Source organism: Thermosporothrix sp. COM3, assembly GCF_059696735.1.
On record NZ_AP019376.1, the window covers coordinates 5392992 to 5410750 of the forward strand.

General features: G+C 51.3%; 9 protein-coding genes and 2 tRNA genes. 6 read left to right on the top strand and 5 right to left on the bottom strand.

Going from position 1 to position 17759, the window contains the following annotated elements; translation table 11 throughout:
• Nucleotides 1-563 precede the first annotated feature (563 nt).
• A complete protein-coding gene (locus KTH_RS22870) occupies nt 564-1592 on the top strand; it encodes an ABC transporter substrate-binding protein (RefSeq protein ID WP_497621223.1) in 1029 nt (342 codons plus the stop codon).
• Nucleotides 1593-1684: 92 nt separating this feature from the next.
• Here the strand turns inward: KTH_RS22870 and KTH_RS22875 are convergent, their stop codons facing one another.
• Nucleotides 1685-2422 carry an HD-GYP domain-containing protein gene (locus KTH_RS22875; RefSeq protein ID WP_111325507.1) on the bottom strand — a complete coding sequence of 246 codons (738 nt, stop codon included), beginning with the start codon at nt 2420-2422 and terminating at the stop codon, nt 1685-1687.
• Between the two features lie 905 nt (nt 2423-3327).
• Here KTH_RS22875 and KTH_RS22880 point away from each other — a divergent pair.
• Nucleotides 3328-4599 (top strand): metallophosphoesterase family protein, encoded by a 1272-nt coding sequence (locus KTH_RS22880; protein ID WP_497621225.1) that lies wholly within the window; start codon nt 3328-3330, stop codon nt 4597-4599.
• Nucleotides 4600-4666: 67 nt separating this feature from the next.
• A complete protein-coding gene (locus KTH_RS22885; RefSeq protein WP_111325505.1) occupies nt 4667-8503 on the top strand; it encodes an AAA family ATPase in 3837 nt (1278 codons plus the stop codon).
• A gap of 281 nt (nt 8504-8784) precedes the next feature.
• Here KTH_RS22885 and miaA read toward each other — a convergent pair whose 3' ends face one another.
• Together miaA and KTH_RS22895 are read right to left on the bottom strand one after the other, a co-directional pair.
• Nucleotides 8785-9726, bottom strand: a complete 942-nt coding sequence (gene miaA / locus KTH_RS22890; protein WP_111325504.1) for a tRNA (adenosine(37)-N6)-dimethylallyltransferase MiaA — start codon at nt 9724-9726, stop codon at nt 8785-8787.
• Entirely contained in the window at nt 9726-11951 is a 2226-nt protein-coding gene (locus tag KTH_RS22895; protein WP_497621228.1) for a serine/threonine protein kinase, read from the bottom strand. The genes miaA and KTH_RS22895 overlap by 1 nt, the downstream gene beginning before the upstream one ends.
• A 428-nt stretch (nt 11952-12379) precedes the next feature.
• On the opposite strand from KTH_RS22895, the gene KTH_RS22900 reads away from it, so the two are divergent.
• From KTH_RS22900 to KTH_RS22910, 3 genes are all read left to right on the top strand, one after another.
• On the top strand, nt 12380-13651 hold the full coding sequence (locus tag KTH_RS22900; RefSeq protein WP_497621230.1) for a hypothetical protein: 1272 nt from the start codon (nt 12380-12382) through the stop codon (nt 13649-13651).
• Nucleotides 13652-13737: 86 nt separating this feature from the next.
• A tRNA-Leu gene (locus KTH_RS22905) sits at nt 13738-13819 on the top strand.
• 51 nt (nt 13820-13870) lie between these two features.
• Nucleotides 13871-13944, top strand: a tRNA-Val gene (locus KTH_RS22910).
• Nucleotides 13945-14045: 101 nt separating this feature from the next.
• On the opposite strand, the gene KTH_RS22915 is transcribed toward KTH_RS22910, so the two are convergent.
• Complete coding sequence (locus tag KTH_RS22915; RefSeq protein ID WP_497621231.1) at nt 14046-14477, bottom strand: response regulator; 432 nt, start codon at nt 14475-14477, stop codon at nt 14046-14048.
• A gap of 222 nt (nt 14478-14699) precedes the next feature.
• Nucleotides 14700-17342 carry an FAD-binding oxidoreductase gene (locus KTH_RS22920; RefSeq protein ID WP_497621233.1) on the bottom strand — a complete coding sequence of 881 codons (2643 nt, stop codon included), beginning with the start codon at nt 17340-17342 and terminating at the stop codon, nt 14700-14702.
• Between the last annotated feature and the right edge of the window lie 417 nt (nt 17343-17759).

Consider the following 17759-nt stretch of genomic DNA (forward strand, 5'->3'; position numbering starts at 1 on the left):
TTGTGGAAATGTGGATGAATTGTGGATAACTTATCCACATTTTCTGTGGATAACTCCCTGACATATCGCATTGATATATCGCGACTATATATCGATACGATATATGTGGATGAATTGTGGATAACTTATCCACATTTTCTGTGGATAACTTCGACAAAAGATGAGTTGAGCCATATCATATCACAGTTATATACAGTTATATAAGTCTGGAGTTATTAAACAAGACGGCACTGTAAGCCCTTTCGCCTGTATGATTGCTTTGGCGAAACAAACGATACGAAGGGTCCTTCGGGATGCAGTTATCCACTTTCTCCACAAGTTATCCACAAAAATTGTGGATAAGTGGAGAAAACTTATGCTGATAGATATGTTCCGTTCGGTGTTCTGTCAGACGGAGAAAAAACAATCATCCGATTCCTGAAGATTTTGCTCAATATGAGGCTTTCTTCTTTCTTTTAGCCCATCCCGTGATAGAATAGTAGTTGAAGTGCGTAATATAAGCAGAATATGGATGTTCGTTTGCGGTCTGGTGTCTGTCCAGGTAGTAGAGGAGAGGTTCCGCGTTGCAATTTATTACGCGTTACTTGCAGACCAAGCCGGGAGCAGGCCGAAGCAGGTTCTTCAGGCTCTATCGCCTCCTGGCCTATTGTATGGTGCTGCTCTTTCTGCTGTCCGGGTGCAGTGGAGACATCTTTTCAGTCTCGCACAATGCTTCGACAGCGACTCCGGTACCAAAGCTTCCCCCGAATACATTGCTTGTACCGGGAGTGCTCACCATTGGTAGTTATCTGAACTATCCTCCCCAGGAATACAAAGATCCTGTCACCCAGCAACCGGCTGGTTTTGATATCGAGCTCATCACAATGCTCGCTCATCGCCTGAACTTAAAAGCAGAGATCGTCAATCTCGATTTTTCCACCCTGATCGATAACTTGCAGCAGAAAACAATCGATGTCGTTATCTCGGCACTGCCAATCACCCCTGACCTTCAGGCGAAGGTAGACTTCATTCCTTATTTCAAAGGGGGTGAGGCATTACTGGTCCAGAAAGGGAATCCTGCGGGGATCGCCGGGATAGATGCGCTGTGTGGGAAAAGTATTGGCGTGCTCTCTGAGACGATTGAGCAAGATGATCTGATGCTGGAAAGCGCCACCTGCCGCAAGAACGGAAAGCAGAGTATTTCGATAAAGACGGAGACGAATCCGAAAAAAGGGCTGGAACTGCTCAGCCAGGGGAAAGTCGCCGCTTTTTATATTGATGCTCCATTAGCCGATCACTTTTTGCACATCTATCCTGACCAATTTGAGTTAGCGGGAACAATACAGAATCGCACGCTGGAGGGCATCGCTGTACGTAAAGATGATCGTGTGCTTATGGATGCCCTCAAGATGACATTCCATGCAATGGTAAAAGACAGGTCCTATGCTGGCTTGATTGAAAAATGGGGGCTTATTCATGGAATGATAGAACCCGAGGCACATATCTCGAACGAAGAACTGGCGTTGCAGGATAAGAGTGAAGTCTATCGAGAAATGCAGTCTCTTTCTCTCTGGAGCGATGCGAGAAAAATATGGCATTGTCGAGCTAGATGAGGGAGATATTATCAAGAAGCTCGACAAGAGGCCGCGTCCATGTTTCTGCACCACAATCTGTATTCAACGCGATATCTGCCAGGATATATGCACTAGAATTCGTCTGCCAACTGAAGCTTGAGGTCAGAAGGAGAGCGAACATCTATCGGTGCAGATGCCGGGCGTTCTAGCTCTAATAGCTCATCTGCTGTCTGGGTAACGGTAAAGTCTGGCGTGGTATCGAGCAGATTTAAGAAAGCGCGTACAATAACTGGATCAAAGCTTGCACCTGACGACTGTAATATGCGTTCACGTGCTGCATCCATAGAGAGAGGGGCTTTATATGGGCGCTGAGAGGTCAGCACGTCATACACATCCGTTATGGTCAGAATACGAGCACTGAGCGGGATTTCTTTTCCCTTCAGTCCGGAAGGGTAGCCATGACCGTCCCAGGCTTCATGATGATGTAGCACTGCCTGGACATAGAAAGGGTCAACATCGCAACCGATCAGGATTCCTGCACCGATAACTGGATGACGCTCCATTGTACGTCGCTCTTCTATTGAAAGAGCGGCTGACTTATTCAATATATTATTGCTGATCCAGGTTTTCCCTAGATCATGGACCAGCGCTGCCAATGCCAGGTCTTCCGCTTCACTCTCGCTCCAACCCAGAAAAAGCGCCAGTCGTCTGGCATAAATAGCGACTCGGCGGGAATGCTCATAGGTAACAAGATCTCGCTCTTGAATGCTCTTCGCGAACGAGAGGAGAACATTCCTCGTTTCCTGAGCGCCTATTATTTCCTGTGCTTCCACCACATTGCTCTCCCACCTATGGTTAAGTGCAACCATCGTTTTTCAGTAGCTCCCTGATGTGTTTCACGGCTCTCTTTCCTGATCTATGTGAGAAATTGGAAGATGTATATAAGCCTTTGCAGATAAGGAAAAAGAGCCTCAATTCCCTCTCAACAAGTTGGTCGTTGCGGGCGACCGAGATAGCTCATAGGATCATGGAGCGATTGCTGCGCTTCGCTTCCTATTCGTCCTATCCGGAGTTGTATTTCGAGTGTATCTGTTTTCCTGTCTCGTGTTTCACTATCGGCTTGATAAGTCCGGGGTTAAGCCCTGGACTTGACTATTCCGGATTTGGCTATCCTGGGTTTGACTATCCTGGGTTTGACTATCAATATAGACAGAAAGCGATCCCCTGCACAGGCTCTCTAAAAACCAGCAATGGCCTGCGGGCAACCGCTTTTACAAGGTGTCGCTACATCTTGTATGTACGTTATATATTAATATTTGGTTCTGGTATGTGTCCATGACCGAGCGCGAGAAGGGGTACTTTTGGCTTATAGTATGTCCTGATCTCACGCGCGATTGAACCTCTGCTCGCCATTCACCCAATAGTCCCTCTTTCTCGCCTGATTCATTTGTAATCACCTCATTTTGTGATAGACTCACTTTGAGTACGTTGAGAAAAGAGTACTAATCTCACAACATCGTATCCGGCTGGATTTGGCAACCTGCTCAGACTTTGTACACTGATCTATAGTGAGCAGATGTGAGATAGTGTGTTTCCGCTCCATCGCTCTTCTACGCTTCTTTTCCAGGTATGGTGGAGTTGTGCTCTCTTCCTGAGAGAGTACAGGAAAACGCTTCTGACGCGAGAAGCTCTCAATCTTTTATCTGATAGCTGAATAGAACTGGCTGTTGAATGTGACAGGATGGATAGAACCAGTATCCGTACGGATTGACTTATGATGGCAGAGAATATGTTTGAACGGGATGAGCAAACGAAACTTGAGAAGGCGCGTAGTGATGTTGTAACGGTTGTGTTCACCGCAGATAACCATCTGGGCTATACTGAACAACAATCACGCAAACGGGAAGAGCGCCGCCAGTGGTTACATCGGGCCTTTCAGCAAGCGACTGATTTTGCTGTGATGCAAGGCGTTGATCTTTTTATTCAAGCGGGAGATCTTTTTGATACGACGATGCCTGACGAGCGCGATCGCAGCTTCGTCGCCGAGAGGCTGGCAAATTTGAAGCAAGCGGGTGTACATACCCTTGCTCTCGGTGGTGTGCATGATACTCCGCTTGATGATGTGACTCCCGCGCCTCAGATGAGCTATGCGCGTTTGGGAGCGCTTCAGTACTTCTCTCCGGTTCCATCTGATAACCTGCTGGAACCCCGGTTTTTCTCTATTCGAGGTGAACAGGTTGGCGTTTGTGCGCTTGGAGTTTTGCCCGATCAGAACGGGGACCCGCTGGCGCAGATTCGCATCAGTGATGAGATTGAGCGGGCCACGATTCCCCTCCTCCTTCTGCATGCCCCTATCGAGGGTTTAGCTTCTTCGAGCCCTCTCCTTGCCTCTCGTACGCAGATTTCTCGGGCTGCTCTGACCAAATTGTCAGCTTTTCGCTATATTCTGGCAGGCTTCCATCACGGGCATTGTCGCTTCCAGCTCGGGCAGACCGAGGTAATTGTTGCCGGGGCGACACAGCACGTTGATTTCTCTGTACCAGACGCCACCCCGGGCTTTCTCTTCATGGGCCTCGCGGCTGATGGTATCCGCTGGTGCAATCATATTCCGGTTGATACGCTCAAAGTGAAACAGCTCTCTATTCCTGTGAATGAACTCTGGCCTGCCGACCCTGCGAAGCAGGACTCGTTGCCAACAGAAGCGATCCTGAGCCGTTTGCGGCCTCTCTGTCACTCTGACACGATGATTCAGCTTCGGCTTGAAGGCGAACTGACAAGAAGCCGTTATCATGATCTGGATCTGAATCAAATTCGTCGCTACGGGGAAGAGCATTGTTTTGCGCTGGCCATTGATGATAGTGCGCTCTCTCTTCTTCCCGATCAGGAGGCCATTGTGCTGGAAAGCAGTGAACGCCTGTCGCTGCGTTCGGAAGTGAGCGCTATTGTTGACGAGTGGATGAATACTGCTTCTGATGAGCAGGAAAAACAGATCCTTCAGTGGACGAAGGAAGAAGTGCTATCAGCTCTGGAAGAGATGAGAAGGTAGAAGTTGACGGTGTTGAGCGGGCTCTTATAGGGCTTTGATTTGGGCCTGGCGAACGGAGTGTAAATCAATGATTATTTTGAAGCATTTAACAGTCGAGCGCTTCCGCCTCTTGCGAGAGTTGGATCTTCACTTTCCTCAACGTGGATCTATTCTTATCCAGGGTCCGAATGAGTCTGGTAAATCCGCATTGCTTGAGTCGATTTATTTTGCCCTGTATGGGAAGCCTCTGGCTAGCGACGCACGGCAGCAATCCTCGCTGGATGAGTTGATCAGCTTTGGGGCGCAAACGGCGACAGTGACGCTGCTTCTCTCTGTCAGCACAACCGAGCTCTTGATAAAGCGGTGTATAGAGCGCGGTCAGGGGCAACAAATTACCTTGAGCATTCGACGGCTTGGTATCCCGAATGAGGAAATCATTACCAATCTTCAGATCGCGAATGAAACCATTGAGGCGGAACTGGGCCAGTTGACCGGCGAGGTACTGCGGAACTCCTGGCTCATTGAGCAAAAGGGCCTCGCGCGTCTGGAACTGCTCTCAGGTGAGGAACGCGAGAAGATTGTGCGTGAGGCTCTGGGCTTGCGAAAAATCACCAGCCTGCTGGAGTATTTCCGGGTGACGGATGAAGATGAACAACAGCTCCAGCTTGCACGCGAACGTGTACGCCTGGCCGAAGTACAGCATCGTCTCCCCGTGCTCAGCCGCCGTCTGGAAGAGGTCGAGGTTGCGCTTGATGTGGTAAATGTGCACCTGCGGCTCTCTGAGGTTAAGCAGCAAGAGGATGAGATTCTTGAGCAAGAGGTAACGCTGGAAGAGGTCAAGACACGGCGCTCTGAACTACGAACGCGCCAGAGCCGTATTCAGCAGCTCAAGAAGGCCGAGGCCACGCTATCAGAGATCATCTCGGCATACGAAGATATCGCAGCTTCCCGTAAGTCGATTCCCGAACTTGAAGCAGAACTGGCCGAGCTGGAAAGGCGCGAACAGGAAGAACTGCCCCTGCTGGAAAAGCGTGTCGCTGAGTTAAGCGAACTGATGCGTTCATTTGGCACGCTCCAGCGAATGTCGAACGATTTGCTGACCTCGGTTGATGCGATTAAAGAGCTTGAGCAGGATTTGAAGCAATATGATGAGACTCAGGATGATCTCAAATCCGTTGAGACGCAAATTGAGCATACCACCGCGCGGTTGCAGGAAGTTCGCCAGACACTACAGGAGCTGGAAGAGCGGCGGCGTCACAGTCGCCCGCAATTAGAAGCGCGGCTTGAGCGGTTGCAAAACCTGCTTGAGCGCCTTACGACTCTGGGTAAGCAGGAACAACAATATTTACAGGCTCTCAATGAGCGAACAGATGCACAACGCAATAGCGAAGAGCTTGAGAAGACAGCTCAGGAGCTCAAGGAAACCGAGCAAGAACTTGCGCTGGCAGAAGCAGAGGCTCAACAGGCCCAGAAACAGGCTGAGGAGCTGGAACAACGCTGGCGTCAGATTGGCTTGCGACAGCAACTTGAGGAATGGCACCGCCTGAAAGGCATGATGCAGGGGCAGCGAGAGGCCCAGAGCCTGCTCGAACAGGCGCGGCTGAATCAGGAGCGGTTACAGCTTGCTCTGGAAGAGGCTCGAACCAGTAAAGGGCGCTTTGGTGTGCTACTGGTGGTTTCAGTCCTGGCTGCTCTGATTGCAACTGCTTTTGCGATCTTTGCCTTTGCCTTTGCTGTCCCGCGCTTACCAATTCCCGGTGTTATTGCCAGCATTGTCGCGGCAGTTTCGCTTATCGCTGCAACTTTTAGCTTCCATAATTTCAAGCAGGCTCGCACCTCTGAAAGAGAGGTTGAGGATCAGATTCTGACCGCGATGAGCGAGTACAAGAAAATGCAGGGGGCACAGGTTGCTGCCTCTGCGAATCTGAAGCCAGAGACGCTTGAGCGTATCGAGCGCGAAATTACGTCTCTCGGTGGTTCTATTCCTCGCTCGCTTGAGGAAGCACAGCAGCTTCTGCGAAAAGTGGGCGAATTTGATGAGAGTGTGGCTGAAGCTCAACAGCAGGCGATGCGCAAGCGTGAAGAGGCCAGTCTTGCACGTAACCAGGTAAGCGTCACAATGGAAGCTGTAGCCAGATTGCGCAAAGAGTATGCACGCCTTGAAGAAGAGCGCAAACAACATGACTGGGACCATTTAGAGCAGCGTTTGGAGCAAGCTCAGTCTGAAATACAACTCCTGCACCAGGAGATTACGCTTCTGGCCGGACAAGAAGGTCTGCCGCTGCCCAGTCTGGATGATCGTTTGCAGCCTGCGGATGTACTGTATACCATGACGGCCCCGTCCGAGGAAGGCTCAGCCGATATTCCTCAACTGGAAACTCTGGTTGAAAGCTCGCTGAAAGATACGGAACGCGAGATTGCTGCGCTCGATGGCAAGCTTGATGCTGCCTCCGATCTGGGTGAGCAGGTGAAGGAGCTCGAAGCATCTCTACAGCATTTGCAGCAGCGCCAGAAGACGATGCAGGAACGGGCGGAACGCTACAAATCAAACAACCCGCAGGTTCAGCTTGAGCGTGCGAAAGAACAGCAGGTGGTACTGAAGCAAGCGCTCCAGGATCTTAATACCTCGCTACGGCAGCGTGTGGCGACATTGGGTCTGACTTTTGGTCAGGCCGCGGTCAATCACGCGGAAATCCAGGCTCGCAGACAACTGGAAGAGTTGCAGATTACGCTGGGCAATAAGCTGACGCTTCAGGAACGACTCGATACCAATACGCGCCGGGTTAAAGAGCTACAGGAGTTGCTCAGCGAGCGTTATAAGCAACTGGCGAAGTACAGCAACTCTCTGGGAAGCTGGATTGTTCCGCCGAAACCCTTTGCCGAAGATTTGCTTGCTTTGCGCGAACGCTGTCAGCAAGAGCTTGCATCAACAGACGAGGACGCTATTACGCAGGAGTTCGCTCGCCTGAAAAATCAAGAGGGAGCAGCTCAGGCGAAAATTCAGCTTTGTCGTCAGGAAATCACATATGTGCAGGATGTTATCCGAACCTTGCTGCGCCAGCATAAGCGGCCTGAGCCGAAGTCTTACTCGTTACAGGGATTGGCAACCGTCTGGCCTTTGATCTCCAAATACACGCCCGAGGATCAGCGCCGGCTGGAGCACGAGCGGAGCGAACTGGAAAAAGAGCTAGACGTTCTGGAAAAACAAGAAATGGCTTTGAGCAAGACCCTTCAGATTGGCGAGAACCCGCTGAAGCTGGAACAGGTACGCAAGCATCTAGAACAGCTTGAGCGTGCCTTCCTTGTGAAGAAGCACGGTAATCGCGTGTTGAAGGAGGCCCGTGAGCGCCTGCTGCAAAAGGTGGTTCCTCGAACCGAGTATTATATGCAGCAATTGCTTCCCCTGCTTACCGGCGGGCGCTATCACGATGTGAAACTGAGCACGAAGGAAGAGGCCGGCGTCATTGGGGGCGGCTCATTCCAGGTCAGTGTGTGGGAGCCTGCGGCTAACGAGTACTTGCCGAAGTCCCGGTTGTCTGCTGGTACTGCGGATCAGCTTTCGCTGGCGCTTCGTCTGGCTTTTGCAATTGCCATTCTGCCACGTGAGCTAGGCGCTGCCCCGGGCTTTATCCTGCTGGATGAACCGCTGAGTTCCTTTGATCGTGGTCGCTCACGGGCGCTGGTTGATGTGGTGACCGGTGACATTCTGGGTCAGCATTTTGAGCAGATTATCCTGATCTCGCATAGCAATACCTTTGATCCAGCAATGTTCCCGTACCATGTGTATATGGACAATGGCATGATTGTGGAAAGCAATTTCCCGACTGTGCAGAGCGTTTTATCTGCCTCACTGCCAACAGAGGGCAGGCAGGAAACAGATACCGATCCTGCACAGATCGCGATTTCGGCGCAAACTCTCTCCTGAAGCGAAGCGAAAAACAACAGGCCCGCCAGATCGGCGGGCTTTTTCTTTCGCTTTGTGGTTTGATTATGAGTTCTCAGTCTGTTCTCAGGTTCTTCACAGGCTCACTTCATGTTCAGCCTTTATCATAGGGGTGGAGAACTCTAAAGGCATGAATGGGATCGGGATTGAGCGCCCACTTTTTAGGTACCAGGGTCTACCCATTTTTACTATCCTAAATTGCCCCACTGCCTCTCTACAAGTTTCAGCCGTTCCTTCCCCACGGGAACGGCTCCTCTTTTCTATCAAAGTATTTGTCTCTGTTTAAGGAAGTCGCTGACTATCGTTCGAGCTTGCTGTTCTACATCTGTACCACCTTCAATCCACACAATGCGCTTTTCCTTGCGGAACCAGGTAAGCTGACGACGGGTAAAATCGTGAATGGCATATTTCAGCCGTTGGACCATCTCAGCCTGATCTGTGAACTGTCCCTGGAGCAGGCGGCTAATGAAGCGGTATTCCAATCCCATTGCGTCCAGACGCTCAGCGGGAACTCCTTCGGCGAGCAGCTTTCTGACCTCATCAACCATGCCTTGTTGCATACGTATGTCAACGCGCTCGTCGATGCGCTGATACAGGATCTCACGCGGCCAATGGATGCCAAGCAGCAGGCTGTGATATCTGGGATCTGCCAGGCGGCGTTGTGCGGAGAATGGCTTTCCGGTTATCAGACAGACTTCGAGCGCTCGAATGATGCGACGTGGATTGTTGCGATCAATTGTTGTGGCGCTCTGGGGGTCTAGCTCCTCCAATTGTGCCAGCAGCTCGGGTAAGGGCCGCTGTTCGAGCTCTGCACGGAGGGCGGGCTGTGGCTCGACCTGGGGGATATCCAGATTGTCGACAACGGCCTGAATGTAGTGCGGCGAGCCACCAACGAGAAAAGGCACAAGACCCCGGTGAATGATGCCGTCGATGGCTTCCATTGCTGCCTGTTTGAACTGTGCTACAGTATAGATTTCTCGAGGATCTGCGACATCAAGCAAGTGATGGGGGACAAGGCGTTGCTCCTCTGGTGTAACTTTGGCTGTACCGATATCCAGGCCCCGATAGACCTGGCGTGAATCTGCCGAGACGATCTCTCCCCGAAAGGTTTGAGCCAGATTGATTCCCAGCGAGCTCTTACCGGATGCGGTCGGACCCAGAACGACAATCAATTGCGGGAGAGCTACTTCCTTCTGTGCTGTCACTACTCTTCCTCCGTATCAGCGAACTGCTCTTCACTGTTTATCAGGTAGTCTACCCGCCACATCTGAAGGATGGCAATAGCTATTCCTGCCGCAATCCCTAGTAAACTGAAGATTGTGGGAGGAAAACCAAGAGTGAGGAGCAACCCAAAGATACTACCACAGAGGCCCGCTACTGCAAAGCTAACTCTTTTGCCCAGGCTATGAACTGAGCGTATGGCATCGGTCAATATCTCGCAGGTTTTCTCATTGATCCCGATGACAGCTATTGCTGCGCTGAGCAGTGAACAGGCTAGCAGCGAGATGGGAGCTGGCAGAAGCCGCAGGAGTAATGAACCAAATGCAAGCCCGATCAGCACGCTAGTCATTCCGGTGCAGATGCGGCTGAGTAACCCTGCTCGCTTCCAGTTACCGCAGATTGCTCCCAGGGCGGAGGCTGGAATAATCAGGCTCATAACCAGAATGAAGGCCGGATCGGAAGGCTGAATCTGTTTTTGTAACAGCCCCTCAGGAATGGTATATGCCATACTTCCGGCCATTAATGCGCCGAAGAAGGTCCGAGTATATTCTGCCCATTGACGGGCACGAAGCGAACTCCATTGAACGTCCGCAGGCTCCCAGCCATTGGAAGCGTCGGGAGAGCCATATTTCAGCGTGAGGTCCTGGTCAACGGGGGAGCTGTTTTGCTCGTCTGCTTGCGCCTGTTGTTGTACCTGCCTGGCTGTATAATTTTCCTCGATCTCATAGTTTTCTTCTTCTTCGTCAAGATCGGCACCGATGGTTTTCCCGCTGCGCCTGCGCCAGTAGTAGGGGAGCTGGCCGGGGACAGTGGCTTTGACCGCGACTTTCGTTGCCCTCCCTGAACCATTTTTTCCGGTTCCCGGTACAATCGTGATGTATCCGGTGTAATGTGTGCCTCCAAGCAATAGCTCGCGGTTGACGCAGACGGTCACTTCTGTATATGGGCCCTCAAATTCGTCCTGATCGAGTAAAATCCAGGGCTCACTGACGTAGATTGAGCCTTGAATATCCTGCTCACTGCTGATGGTGAGTGTGAGAGGAGGAGAGATCTCGTCATAGACTTCGCCAAAATCGAGCGCCGATGGTTGCACTGTCAATGTGGTGTGCGCTTTACGAAGCAGCCGAAGCGGACTGCCTGTTTTTCCGCGCTCGTGCTCTTTTTCTGGGAGGGGCGACGCAATCACAGCCTTATGCTGTGATGAGCGATGACGTACCGGGCGCGAGGATGAGGTAGAGCCTACAAGGCGAATAAATTGTTCGACAGCCTCAAATGGATCTGTCACAACAGTGCTGATGTAATGAACCTTACGGGCCAGCTCTTTCTCGCCGATTTCATGAAGCCAGACCTCGATCTCACCGCTGGCGAGATAGTCCGCGACCTCTTCCGGGTAGTAGCGACAAAATGCGGCCAACTCTTCTGGGGTGGAAACCTGTTCACCGCTCTCAAAGGCGAAGGTATGCTCTCCGAGCAGGGCACTGCGAAATTCAGCTACGCTGCTAAATCGTTTTTCGGGCTCCTTAGACGCTGCTTTTTCGAGCGCTCGTGCAACGGTTGGGGAGAGATGCGGGTAATTCTGGCGTATATTTTTCAGGCCGAAGTCGTCTTCCTTCAGCACCGTATCAGTCAGCAGTTGAAAGAGGGTCATCGCCAGCGAATAAATATCTGAGCGCACATCCGTCTGGGCGTTACCGTACTGCTCAGGAGGCGCGAAGCCAGGGGTCCCGAGTTTCTGAGTATCCTGAGAAACAGAGGGGCGGAAAAAGCGGGCGATCCCAAAGTCGATGAGTTTTATTTGTCCATCGCGTGTGAGCATCACGTTTCCCGGCTTGAGATCGCGAAAAATAATGGGAGGATGCTGGCTGTGCAAATATTCGAGTACATCGCAGAGCTGCCGGGCCCAACCCAGGACGCGGCGCTCGGGAAATGGCCCTCCGTTGCGCTCAAGCAGTTCTTCCAGTGTCCAGCCGTCTATGTATTCCATGACGAGATAGTAGCGCTGATTCTCCGAAAAGAAGCCTGTAAATGTAGGCAGGTTGGGGTGATTAAGGCCCCACAGGATTTTTGCTTCAATTTTGAAATTTTGGATGGCCTGTTCACGTTCATTGTCAGGGATCATAGACAGGCTCATCTCTTTAATGGCAAAGACTGCCTGACGCCTGAGATCACGAGCCTGATAAACGGCTCCCATGCCTCCTTGTCCTATCACTCGCTCGATTAAGTAGCGCTTGTGCAGGAGGGTGCGACGTCCAAGACGTCCTGTTTGTGTATGCCTTTGGCCGTTATGCTGGTTAATGGTAATCCCCCCGTCTGTTGTCTCTTCAATCCCGATTCGTTACACTTTGCCGACCTCAGTATAGCATACCCCTGTGGGACATACTACCTATTCACTTACAGTTTCCACAGTACACAATCAATCGGTATGGTACAATAACACAGGCATGTCTTTCATTTTTTGGTTCGTTGGTGTGATAGCACTTGTTAAGGTGCTAAAACACCAGTTTTCTATATAAAACGATTCAGACCGGTAATATGCCGGTGTTTATAAGAGGAAAAAACATCTATATCTAACTAAGTTGTATAGTAGTATATCCTGGTAGGTTGTATTGTATGTCTTTTTCACGAAAACAACATAAGATGCGAATACGCTGGCATTCACTGTTGTTCCTCTGGGGAGGAACGGCTGTGATATTGCTTGGCGGCGCTTTTACGCTCTTCTGGCAGATGCAGCATGGAGCGCCGATGAAGGCGAGTGGCAGTTCTGTAATCGGTCCTCCCACGCTTTCCGCTGAGACGGTTGAGACCATTTTCAGAAGAAACGGAAGCCCGATGGTAGGAACCGGTCAGGCTGTTGTGGAGGCTGCCTCTCAGTACAATATTGATGATGCTTTTGCTCTGGCTGTCTGGTGGGCTGAAACCAATCAGGGCGCTGCTGGTGTTGGCCTGGCCGATCTGAACCCGGGCAGTGTACGTGGCAATCCGGGTTATCCAACCGCGTATGATGGGTATACGCTCTACCCCTCATATACAGAAGCTGTCTGGGATTGGTTCAAGTTAATTCGGAATGGCTACGTTGATCGTGGGATGGCTACTGTGTACGATATCAGCAGTACGTATGTGGGCACCGCTGATGCTCCCGAGTGGGCTGCAAAGGTGATGGAGCAGATGTCCCAGTATCGTGCGGAAGCGCCAGCTCCGATACCATCACCAACGCCGTCTTCTGAGCCAACACAGGAACCAACGCCAACTGCGACGCCGATAAAAACGCCAAGTTCACAGCCAACCGTGGTGAGCACGAAATCAGCTCGGCAAACAAAGCAAGAGGTCCCGACAACGAAAAAACAGCCTGAAGTACAGCCGCAGGCCCCATTTGTCTTCTCGCCTCAATTTTTCTGGCTGACGGGCGGAGGGCTGGCCCTCGTGTGTATTCTGGTTCCTGTCATTGTTACACAGATCAAGCGAAGACGACAGCGCCGTTTGATGATAGATCTGCTTCTGGGTATGACGGAGCCACTACCGGACAATATGGCGATGAAGAAACTTCCTGTCACTCCTTTGCCTCAGACAGACTTCACGGCTCTACCATTTTTGCAGGAGAGCCCTGTCACTGAAAAACAGTTGGCTGTGCGTCCGCCCCTGTTAAAGCTGGCTGTGCGGAAGCAGGAAGTACAGGAACGTCAAACAGATGCATTGGAGCGTCTTCCTGCGCATGGGGGACTGCTTTCTCGCTATCGCAGTGGTACTGAACAACTTTCTCCCGCTATCGAGAAGGCAGATGAGGTTGTGACGTTGATCGATCCTTTTGAGTATTCGCCTGTAGAAAACTTACAGGAGCAAAAGGGACCGCCTGAAGCAGGTACGCGACGCTCGTTCCGACGCTATCGGATGAATACCATCAAGGAATCTTAAAAAAGGGCAAAAAAAAGGTCTACAACCTGTTGACAAATTGCTTCTGAGGGTGTATTATGGCAAACGTAAATGAGGTTATAGCTTATGCCCTCGTGGCGGAATGGTATACGCAGCAGGTTGAGGGCCTGTGCCTGTAAAGGCGTGGTGGTTCGAGTCCACTCGAGGGCATTTCTCTGAAAAGGCATCCAGTATAGATTTTGGGTGCCTTTTCATCTGTCAGGGCGATTAGCTCAGCTGGTTAGAGCGGCTGCTTTACACGCAGTAGGCCGGGGGTTCGAATCCCTCATCGCCCACTCTCTAAAGTCGGCTGGTAGGCCGATTTTTTATTTTCCTCTGCTTTTCCTCGGAAATAACAAGCGCCTCGCGGCAATCGTGCGAGGCGCTTGATTGTTTTTCAGGAGTGTGGAAGCATGACCTGCTCAATTGCTGAGAGCAATTCCTGACTGCTGCAAGGCTTAGATAGTCCAGGAATATTTCGCTTGCGAATCTCCTGCTCTGGCAGACTCGCACTTACCATTATCGCCGGTATATCAGCCCATTCATGCGTATTGTGGATCATATCGTAAATCTCTATCCCGTTCATTCCGGGTAGGTCATAATCCAGCACGAGGAGATGAGGCTTCTTTTCTTTCATGATCTGTATGACTTGAGAACCATCATAGAGGTGGATAACCTGATATGGAGTGCGGTCGGCGATGATCCGCGTTAAAAGCTTCCCGAAAAGGACCTGATCTTCTATCAGTAAAATAGTCTTTTGGTGTGAATCAGCGTGAAGGCAATGGCGCCCTGCGTGGGCCATCATTGGCTGTCTTTGTTTCTTCTCCATTGATAATCCTTCTCAAGCACATTCTCAATACTTGTAAGTCCGATCTCTTGTATTAAGGTAGCTTACGACGTGAATAGATTTTTGTCGATATTCTGGTACTATTGTCTGTAATGCATATTTCGAGAAGTAGAGAATTGCATAGATGAAGAAACCGTTTGTGTTCGAGGCAAGCGCAGTAGTAAAGAAGGCAAGCTCCCGGGCTACAGAGAGCTTGCCTGCCTGTTAGTGTGCAGAGGTGAGAGTGGAAGGGAAGCCCATACCGTTATTTAAGATGCCTTGCGGATCCCAGCGTGCTTTGAGCGCTCGCATAACGCTAAGCGCTTCGGGGATATATCCCCACGGATCAAGCCCCTGGCGGATCGCGAGCGGTCCATCCGTCACAATGGCATAGCCTTCTTTTGTGAGTGCTTCCTGTCGGATAGCCTGAAGCCATGTCTGTGCTTCGGTTTCAGGTGTATATGTCAGATAGAGCAAGCCACTGGCAAGATCGGCGAGAAAGCTTACTCCTTCCAGCAGTGTCGACTGTTTCTGGACAAATGCTGGAAGCTTAATCAGAGGCAAGCCAACCCGTACTTGTAGAGCTGTGTCTTCATTGGTTGTTAGGAGCGTCTTCCAGAGGTCGACGCCGTGAAGCGCATCCTGAATGGTGATCTGCTCGCAGCCCTGCTCATGGAGCAGGTGTTCTGCTTGCTGAATTTCAAGTTCCACATCTCCTGGATGCCCTTCCACAGTACAGGCAAGCAGGTATTTCCCGTGTGGAACAGAGACGCTCGCCTGTACTCTCTTACAGAGTACGAGTGAGGACATATTGAGCGCTCGTTGCAACAGCTTCTGACCCCACTCAAAGCCAGTATGTAGATCGTCCAGGCCAATCAGGATGGTACAGCGGCTTCGGGGGGGGACAGTGAGCTTGAGCGTCACATCACAAAGCAGCCCTAAGGTGCCATAGGAGCCCACAAATGGCTTGGTCAGGTCGTATCCTGCAACATTTTTGACAATTGGACGCCCTGTGCGGATAACTCGTCCATCTGCCAGAGCAACAGTCGTGCAAAGCACCTGTTCTCGTATCGCGCCGTAACGCATGCGTAATGGCGAATTGATATTAGCAGCGATCAAACCTCCGAGGGTCGCTTCTGCCCACGGTGCTTCAAGCGCGAGCCATTTCTGCTCTTGCGCGAGGTAGTCCTGAACCTCTTTCAAAGGTGTGCCAGCGCCGACAGTGATATAGAGATCATCGGGAGCAAACTCGCGAATGCCGCGTAAGGCTGAGGTATTGATCTGAATATCGTTTTCTTGCTTGTAAGCTGGAGCTCCAATATGGGCGCGTTGATCGTGATTGGTCAGATAGAGCAACCCTCGGGCAGCTTCTTCCGCGCTGTCGGGCTCGAAGGTACCTGTCTCGCTTAACTTCAACTGATATGTCTCATCTAATGGAGTCTGATAGCGGCTGGAATAGCCTGTGAAGGGACTGGCTTCGCCTTTTTCTGGCGTGGGAAAGATTTTACCAGGATTAAAGATGTTCTGAGCATCAAAGGCCTGTTTAACATCCCACATCGCCATGAGCTCAGCTTGCGAGTGCATAAGCGGCATATAATCACGTTTCTCTATGCCAATACCATGTTCGCCGCTCAAGCTGCCTCCCATGCGGACGCAGCAGGCAACCATATCGTGTCCTGCCTGGTGAATCCGCTTCATCAGTTCTGGGTCTTCTGGATCAGGTATCAGGATCATAGGATGCAGGTTACCATCACCCGCGTGAAGGAGATGGCCCGCCCGAAGTCCATAATGGTCGATAATCTGATTGACCTCGGCGAGAGTTTGCGCTAGCTTGCTTCGTGGCACTGTAACATCAACTGTGTAGTATGAAGGGCTAAGGCGGGTAACAGCGCCAGCCGCGCTCTTCCGTGCCAGCCATATTTTTGTGCGCTCTTCTTCGTTTCTGGCGACACGAATACCGCTACCCCCATGTGCCTTTAGAATCTGGACGATTTCTTCTATCTGCGCATCAAGGCTCTCTGGATAGCCATCAACCTCAATAATGAGAATCGCTTCCGCATCAAGTGGTAAGCCTGCCTGTGCGAATGGCTCGATAATCTGGCTGATTTTCTGGTCCATCATTTCCATTGTGGCGGGGACAAGTCCTGCCGCAATGATGGCTGATACGGCCTCTCCAGCTTGCTCAACCGAGTCGAACACAACAAGCATCGTTTTGACGGCTGGAGGTTTCCTGATAAGCCGACCATAAATGCCGGTGAGAAGTCCTAACGTTCCTTCTCCACCCGTTAACAGGCCGCAGAGGTCATACTCAGGATAATCGAACGCTTTGCCTCCTATGCGCACGCTCTTGCCATCGGCCAGTACAACCTGGAGCCCGGTAATATAGTTCGTTGTGACTCCATATTTGAAGCAGTGTGGGCCACCTGAATTCTCTGAAACGTTGCCTCCAATCGTTGATGCACGCTGGCTGGAGGGATCAGGGGGGAAATAGAGATCAAACTTGCTTACTGCGGTGTCTAGATGCAGGTTGATAAGTGCCGGTTCTACAACTATGCTTCGTCCATAGATGTCAATATCTCGTATGTGATTCATATAGGAGAATTGAACAATAACCCCTCCCCGATCTGCAACGGCACCCCCGGAAAGCCCGGTTCCAGCTCCTCGCCCGATCAGCGGTACATGGTATTCTGTCGCCCAGCGGACAATGCGCTGCACATCTTCTACGGTGCGCGGGAAGACCACGCCCTCGGGGTTCCCTTTATCTACGCCTGCATCGACTTCATAGGCGATTAGTGACGCTCGGTCTGTAAAGACCTGCCCTTGGGGCAAAAGAGCTTTGAGCGCCTGCAATGCATCTTCTTGTAACATCAATCGATCCTTCTTCCTGGGGTGTGTGCATCTTCAAACTCATTCTCTGCTGGAAGTATAACACGGCGTGCTGCCTGGTACTCCCTGTAATTATCCCATGCTGCTTTTTCGAGGGCAATGGATTTTTGAAAAAAACCTGCAAACCTCTTGACAAGAGCGAGGGGATGTGCGAGAATACGGCTGGCAAGGCCCGCAGCCCGAGATGACGGGGCAGAAAAGGGACTTGACAAGGACGTGTCGATGTGGCATACTAACGAAGCCTCGAACGCAGGTTCGCTCTTGAAGGTCCCAGTGGCGGCCAAACAAGAAGCGCATGCAGTTCTCGCGCCACGGTAAGGTGGCTCTCCACGGGTTCATGATTCCCGCGTGTTGTTTTCGACGAACGGTCGCTGCTGTCATGTGACAGAGGTGATCGGG